Raw genomic sequence first — 17,694 nt, forward strand, 5'->3', positions numbered from 1 at the left:
TGTTAAAATAAATTATGACTAGACGTACGGTATAGAGGGAAGAAGGGAAGTTTAGGATGAAAAAACTATTTTCTAAGTATTTAACAAGTCATTCAGAAACACGTGAAAAGCATATTGACGAAGCACTACGTACACATTATTTCAAAACAACAAAGGACAAGGCATTCCGGGCAGTTGAGGATATGTTTCAGGGACATGAGTACAAGATCATCTCTGTATCCGAAGAGCACGGTGAAATTAGCGTAAACTATAAAAACAGAAGAAAGGCTTTTATTGTGGCAAGTATAATCATGGTAAAACCTTTCAGGACTGCTGTTGACTTTTCTGTAACTACCGAATCTGCTGCGCCCATTGATTTCGGGTTCAGCAGGAACTTGGTAGTTAAGTTGAACGGGGAGCTGAGAAAAAATCTGCCATACATCGAAACATCCATGGCCGAGAAGCTTCATGAATAGATACGCACAAAAGTGTTGGAGATGATCGAAATTGAGATGTCCAAATTGTCAATATAAAAATACAAAAGTGCTGGATTCAAGGCCGATTGAAGAAGGAAGAGCTATTCGCAGGCGCAGAGAATGCGAGAAGTGCGGCTTCCGTTTTACCACATTTGAACGTCTCGAGGAAGTCCCTTTGATTGTAGTGAAAAAAGAAGGAACACGAGAAGAGTTCAGCCGTGAAAAATTAATGCGCGGTTTAATTAAGGCTTGTGAAAAACGGCCTGTAGCCTTGGAAGAAATTGAAACAATTGCTTTAGAAGTAGAAAAGGAACTTCGTAACAGAGGAACTTCCGAAGTGGAAAGTGAAGATATAGGCGAGATGGTGATGGATCGGTTGTCAGAAGTTGATGAAGTAGCTTACGTTCGGTTTGCTTCTGTATACCGCCAATTCAAAGATATAAATGTGTTTTTAGATGAATTGAAAGATTTGATTAAACGAGAAGATTGAGTTCCGGTGACCATCCATCCAGCTCCCGGACTCTTTTTTTACATAGAAATGACGAGGAAACGGGGTGAAAGGAATGAGTCAATCAATAGGCAAACTGCTGCCGGTGGACGGGTATTACGTCCAATTGAACGGACCGGTACCACGTGATTACGAGCTTGCTTTATCTCATCTGTATCAGCCGATCATCGGTAATAATCCTGTAGCACTATATCGTACATTGCTTGGCGAATACGATCTGTCAACGAATCAGGAGATACAAACACACCATACACTTATGACATATATGACTTTGCCTTTAGATCAAGTCTATGAATCACGCAGGAAATTGGAAGCTATCGGTTTGATGCAGACCTATTCATCAAAATCAGATACAAGTACCATTTATATATATGAATTGCAGCCCCCTTTTTCACCGGAATTATTTTTTAATGACGATATGCTTTCCTTGCTTTTGTATCATGAGCTGGGTAACGATAAATACGCAAAGCTTAAGAGCAGCTTCACCCAGGATAAGTTCCCTGTCGATACTGCTGAAAATGTGACTGCGTCCTTTGATGAAATATTTCATGGCTACCAAATATCCGGACCCGCTTTTACCCAGAATAAGAAAGAAGAAGCATCGAATATTGTGAGGTTGAGAGATCCGGTCGGACCGAAGCTCGAGGATGACAGGATAGACTTTGCCTGGATTAAACAGTCCCTTCAGGAAAAGATGTATCCAGCTGAAAAAATTCTCACTGGAAAAAACAAACGTGTCATGCTACAGCTGGCGTCCTTGTATGATTTATCCTCGCAGGAACTTGAAAAAGCTATTGGATGGGCTCTTAATGAAGAAAACCAGCTTATGATCGAAGAATTGAAAGAAGCGTGTCATGATATGTCTCCTAACAAAGGAAATGTTTCTTCCTTGAAGGTACTGGAAAAAAGGGACAAAGTATACAGAGATGACCAGGTTGATCCACACGCTTCTAAGGAAGAACAATTCATCTCTATGCTTGAACGCATCTCCCCAAGAGAGCTTCTCGAGGATGTAGCCGGTGGAAATGAAGCTTCTGTCCAGGATCTAAAGCTAATACGTGATGTTATGACTGAGCAGGGACTTAACCCTGGTGTAATGAATGTACTTGTTCATTATGTACTGCTGAAAACAGATATGAAGCTTTCAAAAGCATACTTAGGAAAAATCGCCAGTCATTGGGCAAGGAAAAATGTTACCACAGTCAGGCAGGCAATGACGATGGCAAAAGCTGAACATCAGAAGTATCAGCAGTGGGGAAAAGGGAATAAACATCGATCCAGGAGCGTATCTAAAGAAATTATTCCAGATTGGTTCAAGGATCATCAAATGAATGACCAAAGCAAGGAAACTGCACCAGAGAGTAAGGCTAATCGCACTAAGGATGAAATTGCTGCAAGGATTAAGCGGATCACGAATGAAGGAAATTAATGATAAGGTGTGGGATATATAATGGAATCCATACAATCCTCGCTGAAAAAATGGATGCGGGAGAACAAAAACTTCAAGGGTCATTTCATAAAAATTAAACAGCAGCTGATGGCCTCTCCTGAAGTCGCAGCTTTGAAAAAACAGCACCCATCATTGGATGATGAGGCAATAGAGCGCCAGTTGATGAAGATTTATGAATATCACAGCCAATCAAAACGCTGTGAGAAGTGTCCATCCCTCAGTGAGTGTATCAATGTGCTGCCAGGGCATGTCCCCCATATTAATGTAGAAGGGTCACACGTGCACATTGCCTATGATAAGTGTCCTCGAAAATTAAGGGAAGACCAGCAACGTAAACAGCAATCTTTGGTGAAAAGCCTCTATATGCCAAAAGAAATATTGGAAGCATCATTAGATCGGGTGGACCTCGAAGAGGAGAAACGATCGGAAGCCATTGAAAGAATGGTTGCCTATTTAGAAAATATAAAAGATGAACTGCCTGCAAAGGGTTTGTATTTCCATGGACCATTTGGAGTCGGGAAAACCTATTTTCTGGGAGCGGTAGCCAACCGGCTGAGCGAGAAAAACATTGCTTCTATGATCATATATATGCCGGAATTTGTCAGAGAAATGAAATCTTCCATTAAAGATGATTCCCTGAACAGCAAAATAGAGGCATTCAAATCCGTACCAGTACTTATGCTTGATGATATTGGTGCCGAATCTCAATCAGCATGGTTTCGTGACGAGGTGTTAGGTTCCATTTTACAGTATCGCATGATGGAGCGCCTGCCGGTATTCTTCACATCCAATTATAGCTTAAAAGAGCTGCAGGAAGTGTTTACAACAAGTACCAGAGGAGATGTGGAACTGGTCAAAGCCTCTCGAATTATCGAACGAGTCAGGCAAGTCAGTGAAGTAGTCCCTCTTTACGGAAAAAATAGAAGACATTAAATCACCAGCCCGTACACTTTTCCAAAACTGTACGGGCATTTTTTCATCCCCCTGACCATATAAATGAAGTAGATTGATTGTTGTGAGGGGGATCAGGTCAGATATGATACGTTTCTTTTTTTTATCGAGACAGGAGACTATTTCCTTTTGTGATTTCGTCATGCAGCAAGGGGCAAAGTTTCAAGTGCAATGGAAAGGTGATAATAAAGGTGGAAATCAAGTCGCGCTTAGCGGCGAAGAATGGGACAAGGTGGAAAAGGAGATACTGATTGATATATTGATAACAATTGTGGACAAGCATCGGGTGCCTAAATGGTATGAACAGTTGGTCCGTTCCCATTATTATTATCAGGATCCCGATGAAATCGGGCGAATTTTGGAAATATGTGATTGGTTAAACGATGCAGAGCAGCGAAGAAAGCTCGGAGTTGACCTGCCGGCATATAGAAATGTAATGAGAGATTTCTTTCATCAACATGTCCATGAATCCGGTGTAGTGGATTTCAGTGGTTTAATGCCGTTTTGTTTACAATCCCTGCGTCCATTACTTCTCGATTACATTGGATCGGCAATTGATGAATTTAAACGGGAAGAGGATTATCAATTGTGGGTGGAATCAATACGCCGTTATGTGGCAGCAAAGCCACCGCGTGTAAAGGAATTGCATTTACTGCAAAAAAAACAATTTCATTTTTATCTTTCCAATGGGAAGTTACTGACAAAAATGGAAATAAAAGCGCTGTTAAGAACCGAGCCGGTAAGGTTCATCTCGGGAGACGCAGATGACCATAGTATAGCTCCGACAATGATTTATGTGCCGGAAAAGCTGTACATTTATGGGAACGACCCGTCTGAGCCCAAGATACAAACAATCATTAATATATTCCAGGAAAAAGCGATTTATAAACCGTTAAGCGCATTTCCATTTAAACACACTTCGCCAATGCAATAAAAATAGGCTTGATTTCTAGGATGACTACAGCTATAATACGTACATATCTAAATATCATCACTGTTAAGATAAGGACACGGACGACAGATGACGATGGAAAAGAGAGGGAAGTCACCGGCTGAAAGCTTCCTCCACACGGACTGCCGTTCACCACCTTTGAACACTCTCTGTGAAAGAATAAGTAGCTGGGAGCGTACCGTCTGCGTTAAAGATAGGAAGAGCCGCAGCCTTTTTTGCGGAAAATTGGGTGGAACCACGAGTCAACGCTCGTCCCTTTGCTATATATGCAGAGGGATGGGCGTTTTTTAGTTTTTAAATAAGCTCTGAACATCTGTTACTGATAGGAAAGCTTGGTAAGCCCTTCGGTGATGGTAATCGTGACAACTTAAAATAAGGAGTGTGTAAAATGTCTGAACAAATCAACATTATTTTTCCAGACGGAAATAAAAAGGAATTCCCAAAAGGGACAACAGGGGAAGAAATCGCTGGAGACATCTCTCCCGGCCTGAAGAAGCAGGCACTGGCGATCAAGTTGGATGGGGAACCTTACGACTTACGCCGTCCCATTGAACAAAATGGTGAGATTGAAATCATCACGTATAAAAACCCGGAAGGCTTGGAAGTTCTGCGGCACTCTACTGCTCACCTGATGGCTCAAGCGCTGAAAAGGCTTTATGGGGATGTGAAACTGGGAGTAGGGCCAGTCATCGAGAATGGTTTCTATTACGATATAGATATGGAGGAAGCCTTAAGCCCGGAGGATCTACCAAAAATAGAAAAAGAAATGAAGCGCATTGTTGATGAAAATCTGGAAGTAGAACGGATCGAAGTTTCCCGGGAAGAAGCAAAGGAAATGTACCGGGAAGCAGGCGATGATTTGAAACTGGAGCTGATAGATGATATTCCGGAAGGAGAACAGGTGACTATTTACAAGCAAGGAGAATTTTTTGATTTGTGCCGTGGGGTTCATGTACCTCAGACGAGTAAAATCAAAATATTCAAGCTGCTGAGCATTTCGGGTGCTTATTGGCGTGGTGATAGTAACAACAAGATGCTCCAGCGAATTTACGGGACAGCCTTTGAAAAACAAGGACAGCTTGATGAATATCTCCGTATGCTGGAGGAGGCGAAAGAACGGGACCATCGTAAGCTTGGAAAAGAACTAGAGCTTTTCACTGTGAACCAAAAAGTCGGCCAAGGTCTTCCGCTATGGCTGCCAAAAGGGGCAACCATCCGCAGAACAATTGAACGTTATATTGTCGACCTTGAAGAACGGCTTGGATATGATCATGTTTATACTCCGGTATTGGGGAGTGTCGATCTATATAAAACAAGCGGTCACTGGGATCATTATCAAGATGACATGTTTCCGGTGATGGAAATGGATAATGAAGATCTAGTGCTTCGTCCGATGAACTGCCCTCACCATATGATGGTTTATAAAAATCAGCTGCATAGTTATCGAAATCTGCCAGTGCGAATTGCTGAGCTGGGAACAATGCATCGCCATGAAATGTCTGGAGCGCTCGCAGGGTTACAACGTGTTAGAGCGATGACATTGAACGATGCGCATATCTTCAGTCGCCCGGATCAGCTTAAAGAGGAATTCATCCGTGTGGTCCATCTTGTTCAGGCTGTATACCGGGACTTTGGCATCGGCGATTATTATTTCCGACTTTCCTACCGTGATCCAGAGGATAAGGAAAAGTACGTCGACAATGATGAAATGTGGGAAAAAGCCCAGGCGATGCTGAAGGAAACTATGGAGGAACTTGATGTGGATTACGTGGAAGCTGAAGGGGAAGCAGCATTTTATGGCCCTAAACTTGACGTACAGGTCAAGACTGCCCTTGGTAAAGACGAAACTCTATCAACCGTACAGCTTGATTTCCATTTACCTGAAAAGTTCGATTTGACTTATGTGGGTGAAGATGGAAAAGACCATCGTCCTGTTGTTATTCACCGGGGTGTCGTTTCGACAATGGAACGTTTTGTCGCTTTCTTAATCGAAGAATACAAAGGGGCTTTTCCGACATGGCTTGCCCCAGTTCAGGTTAAAATTATTCCAGTGTCTGCAAATGCCCATTTAGATTACGCTAAAAAAGTGGAAGATGAACTTCGTCACGCAGGCGTCCGCGTGGAAGTTGATGAGCGTGATGAAAAAATCGGTTATAAGATCAGGGAAGCCCAAGTTCAGAAAGTACCTTTCGCTCTTGTTGTTGGGGATAAAGAGATGGAGAATAACGGAGTCAATGTCCGCAGATACGGGGAAAAAGACTCTGAAACTAAATCTTTATCTACCTTCAAATCAGAAATAAAGAATGAAATTGAACAAAAATTATTGAATAAATGATATTGGCGAAATCTCCCCCTAAAAATGAGGGAGATTTCCTCTTTTACTTCTGATTTTGACAAAAGAGAAATTTTTCGTTAATCTCAGTATAGCTGTTTGCCGGCTCTCGTACTATTAACCCTTGACAGTCCCATATAACCATGATAGTATATTTTAGGTGAACAGAAGAACGGATCTGAGACAAGTAGAAGCACCCGCTTCTCACCTGATCGACGCTATGACAGCAGTTGGCAGGTCACTAATCCTTTTTGAACTCGATTGGGATACGTGTGGGTGCATTGTTATGTACCGACACTTTTTTTATTGGTTTAAAACTGACTTGTCGATGACAGATCTCACTATTTTCCTAATAAATTTTGGAGGTGGCTGGTTATTAGCAAAGATAATATGAACGTTAATGAGAAGATACGAGCAAGAGAAGTACGACTCATTGATAACAATGGTGACCAACTTGGTGTAAAATCACGTCAAGAGGCACTGGAAATCGCTCAGAACGCGAATCTTGACCTGGTTCTGGTGGCACCAAATGCAAAACCGCCTGTCTGTCGGATCATGGATTACGGTAAATACCGTTTCGAGCAGCAAAAGAAAGAAAAAGAGGCCCGCAAAAAACAGACAACCATCAAGGTTAAAGAAGTGCGCCTAAGCCCTGGAATTGAAGAGCATGACTTTAATACGAAGCTGCGTAACGCCCGCAAATTCCTTGAAAAAGGTGATAAGGTAAAAGCTTCTGTCCGTTTCCGTGGACGTGCGATTACCCATAAGGAGCTTGGCCAAAAGGTACTTGAGCGTATGGCTGAGGAATGTAAGGATATCGCTCAGGTGGAAACCAAGCCAAAAATGGAAGGCCGCAGCATGTTCTTGATGATGGCACCATTAAATGAGAAATAAGCAAACTTTGAATGAAGCAGAAGGAGGAACTACTCATGCCAAAAATGAAAACCCATAAAGGTTCTCAAAAAAGATTCAGAAAAACAGGTACTGGAAAAGTGAAGCGTTCCCACGCGTTTACTAGCCATATGTTCGCTCATAAGAGCCAAAAGCAAAAACGTAAATTGCGTAAGGCTGCTCTTGTTTCTAAAGGCGACTTGAAGCGTATCGCGCAATTACTGCCGAAAAAATAATCACATCAAGAATTATGGATCCAAAATAGGAGGGATTTACTATGCCACGTGTAAAAGGTGGAACAGTGACACGCCAACGTCGTAAACGTGTCCTTAAATTAGCAAAAGGTTATTATGGTTCAAAACATGCACTTTTCAAAACAGCAAAACAACAAGTAATGAAGTCTGGTCAGTATGCTTACCGTGACCGTCGTCAGAAAAAACGCGATTTCCGCAAACTGTGGATTGCGCGAATCAATGCTGCTGCTCGTATGAATGATATTTCATACAGCCGTATGATGCATGGCCTCAAACTTGCAGGAATTGAAGTGAACCGTAAGATTCTTGCTGATCTTGCAGTTACTGATGAAAAAGGTTTCGCAAGCCTTGCCGAGAAAGCAAAGTCTGCGCTTAAATAGAACGTTTCCAAACCGTTTCCTCTTAGGAAACGGTTTTTTCTTGACTTTGATGCAAAGCATTGATATATTTTAATAGTTGAAAAAGGGGAGTAGCTTTTACAGTAATGTCGTCATTCCAGAGCGGATCAGCTCTCGGCATTACTGGCGACTTTGACGTTGTTAGCAAGACCTTTGCCATGATTGGTAAAGGTCTTTATATTTTTTAGGGGCCATTTGCCATACTAACATGGTGATAGCCTCTATTTTTATTTTCAGAAAGGAGAAATTAACTTGGATTCAATTTGGTTGGAATATGCTTGGACTTTATTGATACTTATTGGACTGGAAGGATTGTTATCAGCAGACAACGCCCTGGTATTGGCTGTCATTGCTAAGCACCTGCCGGGTGATCAGAAAAAACGCGCAATCAATTATGGGATAATCATGGCCTTTGTGTTCCGCTTTGCTGCTTTATTTGCTATTTCATTTATTGCAAATGTCTGGCAGGTACAGGCTATCGGTGCCTTATATCTCATCTACCTAGGCGGAAAGCATCTGGTCACTGCTAAGTTTGGTAAAGAAAATGAGAACATTGAAGAGGAAGTGGAGGAGGAAGCGGCAGGGAAAGGTTTCTGGCCGACTGTCGCTAAGATCGGTCTGGCTGATGTTGCATTTGCGATCGATTCCATATTAGCCGCAGTAGCACTGGCACTTGCCCTTCCTAATTCTCCATTCCCTGAATTTGGAGGTATGGACGGCGGTAAATTTATGGTAGTTGTTATCGCCGGTATTGCCGGTTTGGTCCTTATTAAGTATGCAGCAACCTGGTTTGTTCAGCTTCTGGAGAAGCGGCCTGCTCTTGAAACAACTGCTTATGCGATCGTTGCCTGGGTTGGTGTCAAGCTTGCTGTCATCACGTTATCGCATGAGGATGTAGGAGTGCTGGATAAACATTTTGCCCACAGTACCGCCTGGACGCTTACATTCTACGGAGTATTAGTTGCCATTGCTTTGATTGGCTGGTTCGCTCCGGGTAAAAGGGAAACAGAGCAAAGTAATTAAAGTCCAAAAGCGTAAGCGCCTCGTACACCCCCGACAAGCTTAAGCCAAGCCTCGCCGTGACGCTTTATGTCACAGAGGGGATCGGCTTAAGACCTCGAGGGGGTAGGCGCTGGAGCTGGAGGGAACCCGCTGTAAAAAGGTTATTTACCTCCCTGGGATATTGAAAAAACGGCGAAGAACTGCTGACTTTTTGAGTTATGGACTAAAAAAACAGCCGGATGGACGATAAAATCGTTCCAGCCGGCTGCTTTTGTTATAAATAAAAGTAACTTTCCCCCCTCAAATCAAGGAAAATCACTCTTTTTCATTTTACCTCTGTTGATTCCACAACGAGCGTTTGGTGGTGACGCCTGCGGGAACAGCGCAAGCCGAAGATATACTTGGTCAAGTGATCTTCCTGACCAAGAAGGCTTAAAGCCGTGCCCGGGCAAGCATTCATTGCTAAGCGATACGTGAGAATCAACAACAAACTTTAAAAGCTCTTCCGGATTAGAAAGAACTTTTCAGTGGTCTCGCTCAGTCCGCCGTTTTTTTGTGCCCGTGTAAAATAAACCGGATTACGTGCTTGTCCAAACGTTATATTGCTTCTTTCCTGCTCATAGAATGTTAGTCAGGAGGGGGTAAATATGGAGCAATTCGCAATGGGATTTGTGGGTTGGCTAGAGATCAGTGGATGGTATGCCCCGCTCTTATTCATTGCTTTTCACCTGTTTCGTCCATTATTGTTTTTACCTGTTGTCTTATTGTGTATTTCAGGGGGAGTGCTGTTTGGTGCCATAGCAGGTACGATTTATTCCGTCATAGGAATAACCTTATCTAGCACGATATTCTACAGGATTATTAAAGGAGTTCCCGGAGTGTGGAAAAGGCTGACACGGTTGAAGAATAAGATGCTGAAAAAGAATACTTCTTTGACAGTGAGACAGGTAGCCGTCTTGAGGCTTGTTCCTTTTATCCATTTTCACTTGTTATCATTGTGTTTGATTGAAATCTGTACTGATTTTAAAGAATATGTAAGAGCATCCTTTGTCTCCAACCTTCCGCTGGCGTTTGTGTATACGACTGTTGGGCAGTGGCTTTCCAAAATTTCCATTCCCATGATGGTTGTATTTATGGTTATGCTCGGAATCATCACCTTTTTATTTCGCCGGAAGCAATACATCCTCTCCTGGAATGATTTTTTCCAACCTAATACATGAAAAGACCCGCTACTGTTAAAAGGGCGGGTCTTTTCTTTCATCGACAACATTTTGTATTAATAGCCGGTTCAAAGGGTATTTCCATTCAATTTCGGCATGGGGGTAACGGATTAGTATCTCTTTTTCCAGGAAGTACATATCCTCCCGCTCCAGACCTCTTATCGTGTTCGGGTTTTTGGCGGATACATTAATATTGACGACTTCAAACGCTTTCTCGGTGGTGCCCAGATACTTTTCCCCTTCAAAAACATGCCCCTTATAAGTTACCAGAAAGTTATGCTTTGTATTTTGAATATCATCATGGAAGTAAAACACCTTATTAGTTGTTGCAATATCCAGCTTTCTTCTGGGACTTGTCCAATATTTATAAGCGGTATATATCAAGAAAATGACTGCGATCAGAATTAGCAGTCTGAACAGTAGTACAACCATGGATTTATCCCCCTGCGTTCCTTAAATTACTTCATTTACGTATGACATTCCCTTTTGGTTTCATAAAATGATACATTTATAATAGAAAAATGAAAAATCAGTATAAATTAATTGCAGCACCAGTGAAAGGATGTTAAATGATGGAATGGAAATCTCTTTTTGCGATGCAGGAAAAATTGGATCGCTATATTGAAGAAAAGCAACAATTGGAAGATCACGATCTGTTCGACAGGAAGGTTATGGCTCTCCTGGTCGAACTAGGGGAACTGGCTAATGAAACACGCTGTTTTAAATTCTGGAGTAAGAAGAAAGCAAGTGAAAAGTCAGTAATTCTAGAAGAATATGTGGACGGGCTACATTTCATCCTTTCGCTTGGATTGGAACTTGGGGTGCGTTATGAGCCAAAGTCAGTGAAGGACGGAGAAGATTTGACAACAGAATTTCATAACACTTTTGAAAATATCGTCGCATTTAAAACAAATGCTTCTGAGCATTATTATCAGGAAATGTTCAACCAATTTTTGAAGCTGGGTATGGGCCTGGGATTTTCAGAGCACGATATAGTGAAGGCTTATTGTGATAAAAACAATGTCAACTATGAAAGACAGGATACCGGATATTGAGAAATCATCTAATTTTTGTGAATTATCCGTAAAAAAGATATAATGGAAAAGTGAATAATTTGAAGGGGGAAAGTTACATATGGCTAAGTTAGATGAAACATTGACCATGTTGAAGGACCTTACAGATGCAAAAGCAATTCCGGGTCATGAAAAAGAAGCACGTGATGTAATGGAAAAATACATCACTCCTTATGCGGATGAAGTGTTTACAGACAATCTGGGCAGTTTGATCGCAAAGAAAGTCGGCGAAGAGAACGGGCCTAAGGTCATGGTTGCTGGACATTTGGATGAGGTCGGTTTTATGGTAACAAGAATTGATGATCACGGTTATATTTATTTCCAGACGGTTGGCGGCTGGTGGAGTCAGGTCATGCTGGCACAGCGTGTCACTATCATGACTCGTGAAGGAGACGTCACCGGGGTAATAGGATCCAAGCCTCCGCATATCCTTCCGGCAGATGCGCGCAAAAAACCGGTGGAAATCAAGGATATGTTCATTGATATTGGTGCCTCCAGCAGAGAGGAAGCAAAAGAATTCGGGGTACGTCCTGGTGATTCTATCGTACCTTATTTTGAGTTCACTCAAATGAAGAATGAAAAAATGCTCCTTGCCAAAGCATGGGATAACCGCATCGGTTGTGCGATTGCCATTGAGGTACTGAAACAACTTAAGGACGCAAAACATCCAAACGTCGTTTATGGAGTAGGTACTGCCCAGGAGGAAGTTGGCCTTCGAGGTGCTCGTACTTCAGCTCACTCCATCAATCCAGACATCGGGTTTGCAGTCGATGTTGGTATTGCTGGCGATACACCAGGCGTTTCAGACAAGGATGCGTCAAGTAAGATGGGGGACGGACCTCAGATTATTCTTTACGACGCATCGATGGTTTCCCATAAGGGGCTGCGCGACTTTGTCGTTGACACGGCAGAAGAAAAAGAAATTCCATTCCAGTTTGATTCTATCGCAGGCGGTGGAACGGATTCAGGTGCTATCCATCTGACTCATAACGGAGTGCCGGCACTTTCCATTACTATTGCTACCCGATACATTCATTCCCATGCAGCAATGCTTCATCGGGATGATTTTGAGAATGCAGTGAAATTGATTGTGGAAGTAATCAAGAAGCTTGATGCGGATACAGTGAAAGAAATAACATTCAGCTGACATACAAAAGCCGTCCCCCTTTAGGGAGACGGCTTTATATTTGGATTGTATAAAAAAATTGACCAGGTGAAGATTAGCAGGAGCATACCTCTAACTATTTATTGAGGTTTATTTTGGACACTTTGTTCAAGCGCTTCAAGCATTTCCTGCTTGTCCTGCTCACTTGACTCCTGCCAGAGCAATTCGAACAAAACACCAAGACCAGGAAGCATTTTTTCTTCCCCTTTTTGGATAGCATCTACGATTGTCGCTTCAATTTGTTCGGAGCTGTTGCCGGAAATATTAGACAGAATTGCTTCTCTTAAATTCAAATTCATGGTTTACTCTCCTTTATTATACTAATTTCTAACATTAGTTTGACCTTTAGAAAGAGAAATATGTATGATGGACTAATAAGATGTTGAAAAAAGAGGTAAAATGATGATAACTTCCATACAAAATCAAAAAGTAAAGCAATGGAATAAGTTGAAAAAAAAGAAATACCGGGAAGCTGCGAAGCATTTTATAGTTGAAGGTTTCCATCTTGTTGAGGAAGCGTTTCAAAGTGAATGGGAAATAGTGGAGCTCATAGTGAGGGAAGATACCAGCTTCCCTGTGGATTGGAAAGGATTTACCAATAAGATCACACACGTTTCTAATGATGTTTTTTCGGCGATCACAGAAACAGAAACTCCACAGGGTATTGCAGCTATAATCGAGGTGAAGCATTTCGAATTTTCTTCTCTTGAAAATATCCTCCTTACAGACGGTGTACAAGACCCTGGGAATCTTGGTACTTTGATCAGAACGGCTGATGCGGCTGGCTTTGATGGTGTTATAATAGGAAAAGGTTCCGTTGATGTGTTTAATGAAAAAGTCATCAGGGCAACGCAAGGATCATTGTTTCATCTTCCCATCCAGCAGGGAACACTGGAGGAATGGATTCCTCATTTAAAGAAACAGGGCTTAACAATTTGGGCCTCAGCCTTGAAAGATGCAAGTCCTTACAAGAAGCTCACCGTCCCGGAAAAATCAGCGTTGATTGTTGGGAATGAAGGCGCCGGAATCCGGGAAGAACTGTTAAAACTTGCCGATAAAAGCGTTTATATACCGATTTACGGCAAGGCTGAATCATTAAATGTCGCTATTGCAGCTGGTATACTGATGTACCATATGAAAAAATAGTCTTGCAAGCACTCGATTCATTTTCTATAATATATAGATAGTCATATCGGAATAATTGAACAGCTATGAACGAGTCAGTAGATGTTCACAGAAACGATACAGGGAAGGAGTGCCATGGACTGCGAGCACTCCCATCGTGGTGGCCATTGAACCTTCACTCTGGAGCTGACACCAACTATAAAGGTGTTCCGGACGTCCAGTCCGTTATCAAGCATGAGTGGGTGCACGTAAGGTGCATCAACAAGGGTGGTACCGCGGAGGCAAAAGTCTCGTCCCTTTTACCAGGGATGGGGCTTTTTTATTTTGATAAAGTAAGTGGTTCTTTAAAAGTAGTTAGAAGAAGGAGGAAGAGAACATGAAAGAACAATTGAAGGAATTAGAAACGGAAGCCCTGGAGAAAGTTCAGCTGGCAGAAGATACTAAGGCATTGCAGGATGTACGAGTTGCATATCTAGGTAAGAAGGGGCCAATTACCGAAGTGCTCAGAGGAATGGGGAGACTATCCAAAGAAGAACGTCCTGTAATTGGGCAATTAGCAAATGAAGTACGCGAGCACATCCAGGATGCCATTGATTCAAAGCAAAATTCCCTTGAAGAAGCTGCCTTAGATAAGCAATTGGAAGAAGAAAAGCTGGATGTCACTCTTCCGGGTCGACCTGTACAGGTTGGCGGTCCCCATCTGTTGACTAATATATTGGAAGAGATTGAGGATTTGTTCATCGGTATGGGCTTTGAAATAAAAGAAGGTCCTGAGGTAGAGACCGATTATTATAATTTTGAAGCTTTGAATCTTCCGAAAGGTCATCCAGCACGTGATATGCAGGACTCTTTTTATATTACAGAAGAGCTTTTGCTGCGGACCCACACATCTCCTGTACAGGCGAGGACAATGAAGCAGAAGGATGGCGAACCTGTGCGAATGATTTGCCCTGGTAAAGTTTATCGGAGAGACACGGATGATGCTACACATTCCCACCAGTTCACACAGGTAGAAGGCCTGCTCGTTGACAAAAACGTCAGGATGAGCGACCTGAAAGGGGTTTTGAACACTTTTGCCAAGCAGATGTTCGGTTCAGAACGCGATATTCGTCTAAGACCAAGCTTTTTCCCATTTACGGAGCCTTCTGTCGAGATGGATATTTCCTGTAAAGTCTGTGACGGAAAAGGCTGCTCAGTATGTAAAGGAACAGGGTGGATTGAAATTCTTGGTGCTGGTATGGTGCATCCGAATGTACTTGAAATGGCAGGGTATGATCCGGACGTTTACTCCGGTTTTGCATTTGGCATGGGGCCGGAGCGTATCGCTATGCTTAAGTATGGAGTGGATGATATCCGTCATTTCTATACCAACGATATCCGATTCTTGAAACAATACCATAAAGTTTAAAGGAGTGTCTGAATCATGTTAGTCTCACTTAATTGGCTGAAACAATATGTAGATATTGATGAACATACCCCAGAAGACCTGGCGGAACTGATCACTAAAACCGGTATAGAGGTGGAAAGCGTTATTCCCGTTGCCGAAAAATTGGAAAATGTCGTAGTAGGTCATGTGCTAAGCTGTGAACAGCATCCTAATGCAGATAAATTAAGTCTATGTAAGGTAGATGTCAGCGATGAAATATTACAGATCATTTGTGGTGCCCCGAATATTGCAGAAGGGCAAAAAGTGGTGGTCGCAAAGCCTGGTGCTGTCTTGCCTGGCAACTTCAAAATTAAAAAAGCAAAACTCCGTGGCGTAGAATCGAACGGAATGATATGTTCCCTTCAGGAGTTGGGAATCGATGAGAAGGATGTACCAAAAGAATTTACTGATGGAATTTTCGTTTTTCAGGAAAACGTTGAGATTGGGGCGGATGCTGTCCCCCTTTTGAACTTAAACGACGTAATCATTGAACTTGGTCTTACCCCAAATCGTGCAGATTGTTTAAGTATGCTCGGAGTTGCGTATGAAGTGGCGGCGATTCTGGACCAGCCATTCACGCCTGCTGAGGAAGAAGTCCACCCGATCACTGAGCGTGCCTCTGAACATATATCGGTAAAAGTGGATGCACCCGACCTCAATCCTTATTACGGGGCGTTTGTGATTAAGGATGTCAAGGTTGGTCCGTCTCCTCTGTGGATCAGGAACCGCTTGATTGCCTCAGGAGTACGCCCTATCAATAATGTCGTTGATATTACTAACTATGTATTGCTCGAATATGGGCAGCCGCTGCATGCTTTTGATCTGGAGAAATTCGGCTCATCGGAAGTAGTCGTCAGACGTGCAGAAAACCGGGAAAAAATTACTACTCTCGATGATCAAGAACGGTCATTAAACGAAGATCACCTGGTCATAACAAATGGAAAAGAACCTGTGGCAATTGCGGGAGTAATGGGTGGTGCTGACTCAGAAGTGGACGATAACACCCAAACCATTCTTTTGGAAGCTGCTTTATTTAATCCGGCTGCCGTCCGTACTTCCTCAAAGGATCATGGGTTGAGAAGTGAAGCAAGTACACGTTTTGAAAAAGGTGTTGATCCTAACCGTGTAAGACGTGCAGGGGAAAAAGCATGTGAATTATTAGAAAATTATGCACAAGGAAAAGTGTTAAAAGGAGTAGTAGAATTCGATGAACTCGATCGGGCTCCACAGGAAGTGCACATCACAACAACTCGAATCAATAACCGTCTCGGAACGGAGATTTCCAATGAAAAGATTGGAGACATATTAAGACGGCTGCAATTCGATTACAAACAGGATGGCGACACATTTAAGGTTATCGTGCCAACGCGCAGAGGTGATGTGTACCTCTTTGAAGATATGCTGGAAGAAGTTGCCCGAATTTATGGGTATGATAACTTACCATTCACGCTGCCAGAAGGTGAGTCCCAAGCAGGCGGACTTACTCTTTATCAGCAGCTGAAACGAAAAGTAAAAGCTTATCTCGAAGGTGCGGGTCTTAATGAAACAATTACGTATTCTTTAACCAGGGAAAGCCGGGCCAGCCAGCTTACAAGCCGGGAAGTGGCTGACCGTGCGAAATCTCCTGTGAGGCTTGCCATGCCGATGAGTGAGGAACACAGCCATCTCCGTTTGAGTATTCTTCCGGAGCTCCTCGCGTCACTTTCCTATAATGTTGCAAGGAAACAGAATGATCTTGCTTATTATGAACTGGGAAGTGTTTTCATTAGTGAAGAAGAACACGTAACCAAGCAGCCGGAAGAACAGCTGCGATTAGCCGGTGCTATGACGGGCAACTGGCATGTTCATCCATGGCAGCAGGAAAAGAAAGCGATTGACTTCTATGTTGTTAAAGGGATTATAGAAGGGCTGGCTGAAAAGCTTGATATTCCTCTAACGTATCACGCTTCAAGGTATCCTGATATGCATCCGGGTCGAACTGCTGAAGTATTACTGAACGGTGAAACCATAGGCTTCTTTGGTCAGGTGCATCCAAAGCTTCAGCAGGAGCTTGACTTGAAGGAAACCTATGTGTTCGATCTGAATGCAGAAAAAATGTTCAAACAATACCAAAAAGAAGAAGCTTTTCAGGCAATTCCAAGATTCCCTTCTATCAAAAGAGACATTGCACTGGTAGTCGATGAATCCCAGCAAGCAGGAGCTATCACCACCACTATTTTAGAAGCAGGAAGCCCGCTGATTAAAGATGTGGAGATTTTTGACGTTTATCAAGGTGAACATTTGCAGGATGGTAAAAAATCAATTGCTTATAGTCTGTTGTATATGGATCCGAATCGTACACTCAAAGATGAAGAAGTTGAAAAAGCTCATAAAAAAATCCTCGATGCAGTCAAAGAGAAGCATCTGGCTGAATTAAGAGGATAGTCTGTATTAAATGGAAATGTTATGAGCCACTAGGAAGCTATGAGGCTAATGAAAGTTCCTTTATAATT

General features: G+C 42.5%; 18 protein-coding genes and 1 other annotated feature. Of the genes, 16 read left to right on the forward strand and 2 right to left on the reverse strand.

Annotated elements, in window-relative coordinates; genetic code table 11:
• The first annotated feature begins 56 nt into the window (after positions 1-56).
• The 11 genes from JOC33_RS19305 (at position 57) to JOC33_RS19355 (ending at position 10,413) form a co-directional block, all read left to right on the forward strand.
• The gene (locus JOC33_RS19305) at positions 57-455 is read left to right on the forward strand and encodes a cytosolic protein (protein WP_205094295.1); all 399 of its coding nucleotides are present in this window, start codon (positions 57-59) and stop codon (positions 453-455) included.
• Between the two features lie 31 nt (positions 456-486).
• On the forward strand, positions 487-945 hold the full coding sequence (gene nrdR / locus JOC33_RS19310; RefSeq protein ID WP_205094297.1) for a transcriptional regulator NrdR: 459 nt from the start codon (positions 487-489) through the stop codon (positions 943-945).
• Positions 946-1,018: 73 nt separating this feature from the next.
• Positions 1,019-2,392, forward strand: coding sequence for a replication initiation and membrane attachment family protein (locus tag JOC33_RS19315; protein ID WP_205094299.1), 1,374 nt, complete (start codon positions 1,019-1,021; stop codon positions 2,390-2,392).
• A 21-nt stretch (positions 2,393-2,413) separates the two neighbouring features.
• Positions 2,414-3,346, forward strand: coding sequence for a primosomal protein DnaI (dnaI, locus tag JOC33_RS19320; protein WP_205094300.1), 933 nt, complete (start codon positions 2,414-2,416; stop codon positions 3,344-3,346).
• A gap of 103 nt (positions 3,347-3,449) precedes the next feature.
• Positions 3,450-4,298 carry a sporulation protein YtxC gene (gene ytxC, locus JOC33_RS19325; RefSeq protein WP_205094302.1) on the forward strand — a complete coding sequence of 283 codons (849 nt, stop codon included), beginning with the start codon at positions 3,450-3,452 and terminating at the stop codon, positions 4,296-4,298.
• A 406-nt stretch (positions 4,299-4,704) separates the two neighbouring features.
• On the forward strand, positions 4,705-6,651 hold the full coding sequence (thrS, locus tag JOC33_RS19330; protein ID WP_205094304.1) for a threonine--tRNA ligase: 1,947 nt from the start codon (positions 4,705-4,707) through the stop codon (positions 6,649-6,651).
• A gap of 176 nt (positions 6,652-6,827) precedes the next feature.
• Positions 6,828-6,958 (forward strand) — a sequence feature (ribosomal protein L20 leader region).
• Between the two features lie 80 nt (positions 6,959-7,038).
• The gene (gene infC, locus JOC33_RS19335; protein ID WP_205094306.1) at positions 7,039-7,542 is read left to right on the forward strand and encodes a translation initiation factor IF-3; all 504 of its coding nucleotides are present in this window, start codon (positions 7,039-7,041) and stop codon (positions 7,540-7,542) included.
• 35 nt (positions 7,543-7,577) lie between these two features.
• Positions 7,578-7,775 carry a 50S ribosomal protein L35 gene (gene rpmI / locus JOC33_RS19340; RefSeq protein WP_205094308.1) on the forward strand — a complete coding sequence of 66 codons (198 nt, stop codon included), beginning with the start codon at positions 7,578-7,580 and terminating at the stop codon, positions 7,773-7,775.
• Between the two features lie 41 nt (positions 7,776-7,816).
• Positions 7,817-8,173 carry a 50S ribosomal protein L20 gene (gene rplT / locus JOC33_RS19345; RefSeq protein ID WP_062447185.1) on the forward strand — a complete coding sequence of 119 codons (357 nt, stop codon included), beginning with the start codon at positions 7,817-7,819 and terminating at the stop codon, positions 8,171-8,173.
• A 270-nt stretch (positions 8,174-8,443) separates the two neighbouring features.
• Positions 8,444-9,214: a TerC family protein gene (locus tag JOC33_RS19350; RefSeq protein ID WP_205094310.1), complete on the forward strand. Its 771-nt coding sequence runs from the start codon at positions 8,444-8,446 to the stop codon at positions 9,212-9,214.
• A gap of 626 nt (positions 9,215-9,840) precedes the next feature.
• Entirely contained in the window at positions 9,841-10,413 is a 573-nt protein-coding gene (locus JOC33_RS19355) for a TVP38/TMEM64 family protein (RefSeq protein ID WP_205094312.1), read from the forward strand.
• A gap of 15 nt (positions 10,414-10,428) precedes the next feature.
• Here the strand turns inward: JOC33_RS19355 and JOC33_RS19360 are convergent, their stop codons facing one another.
• A complete protein-coding gene (locus JOC33_RS19360) occupies positions 10,429-10,845 on the reverse strand; it encodes a sigma-w pathway protein ysdB (RefSeq protein WP_205094314.1) in 417 nt (138 codons plus the stop codon).
• A gap of 137 nt (positions 10,846-10,982) precedes the next feature.
• On the opposite strand from JOC33_RS19360, the gene JOC33_RS19365 reads away from it, so the two are divergent.
• Together JOC33_RS19365 and JOC33_RS19370 are read left to right on the forward strand one after the other, a co-directional pair.
• Positions 10,983-11,468 carry a dUTP diphosphatase gene (locus JOC33_RS19365; RefSeq protein WP_338054560.1) on the forward strand — a complete coding sequence of 162 codons (486 nt, stop codon included), beginning with the start codon at positions 10,983-10,985 and terminating at the stop codon, positions 11,466-11,468.
• A gap of 79 nt (positions 11,469-11,547) precedes the next feature.
• A complete protein-coding gene (locus tag JOC33_RS19370) occupies positions 11,548-12,633 on the forward strand; it encodes a M42 family metallopeptidase (RefSeq protein ID WP_205094316.1) in 1,086 nt (361 codons plus the stop codon).
• A 98-nt stretch (positions 12,634-12,731) separates the two neighbouring features.
• On the opposite strand, the gene sspI is transcribed toward JOC33_RS19370, so the two are convergent.
• A complete protein-coding gene (sspI, locus tag JOC33_RS19375) occupies positions 12,732-12,950 on the reverse strand; it encodes a small acid-soluble spore protein SspI (RefSeq protein WP_205094318.1) in 219 nt (72 codons plus the stop codon).
• A 100-nt stretch (positions 12,951-13,050) separates the two neighbouring features.
• On the opposite strand from sspI, the gene JOC33_RS19380 reads away from it, so the two are divergent.
• The 3 genes from JOC33_RS19380 to pheT all read left to right on the forward strand — a co-directional run bounded on the left by JOC33_RS19380 (position 13,051) and on the right by pheT (position 17,626).
• Positions 13,051-13,797, forward strand: a complete 747-nt coding sequence (locus tag JOC33_RS19380; protein ID WP_338054561.1) for a TrmH family RNA methyltransferase — start codon at positions 13,051-13,053, stop codon at positions 13,795-13,797.
• 355 nt (positions 13,798-14,152) lie between these two features.
• Positions 14,153-15,184, forward strand: coding sequence for a phenylalanine--tRNA ligase subunit alpha (gene pheS, locus JOC33_RS19385; RefSeq protein ID WP_205094320.1), 1,032 nt, complete (start codon positions 14,153-14,155; stop codon positions 15,182-15,184).
• 15 nt (positions 15,185-15,199) lie between these two features.
• The gene (gene pheT, locus JOC33_RS19390; RefSeq protein WP_205094322.1) at positions 15,200-17,626 is read left to right on the forward strand and encodes a phenylalanine--tRNA ligase subunit beta; all 2,427 of its coding nucleotides are present in this window, start codon (positions 15,200-15,202) and stop codon (positions 17,624-17,626) included.
• Positions 17,627-17,694: the final 68 nt, after the last annotated feature.

This window comes from Thalassobacillus pellis (genome assembly GCF_016908295.1).
Lineage (GTDB): Bacteria > Bacillota > Bacilli > Bacillales > Halobacillaceae > Thalassobacillus > Thalassobacillus pellis.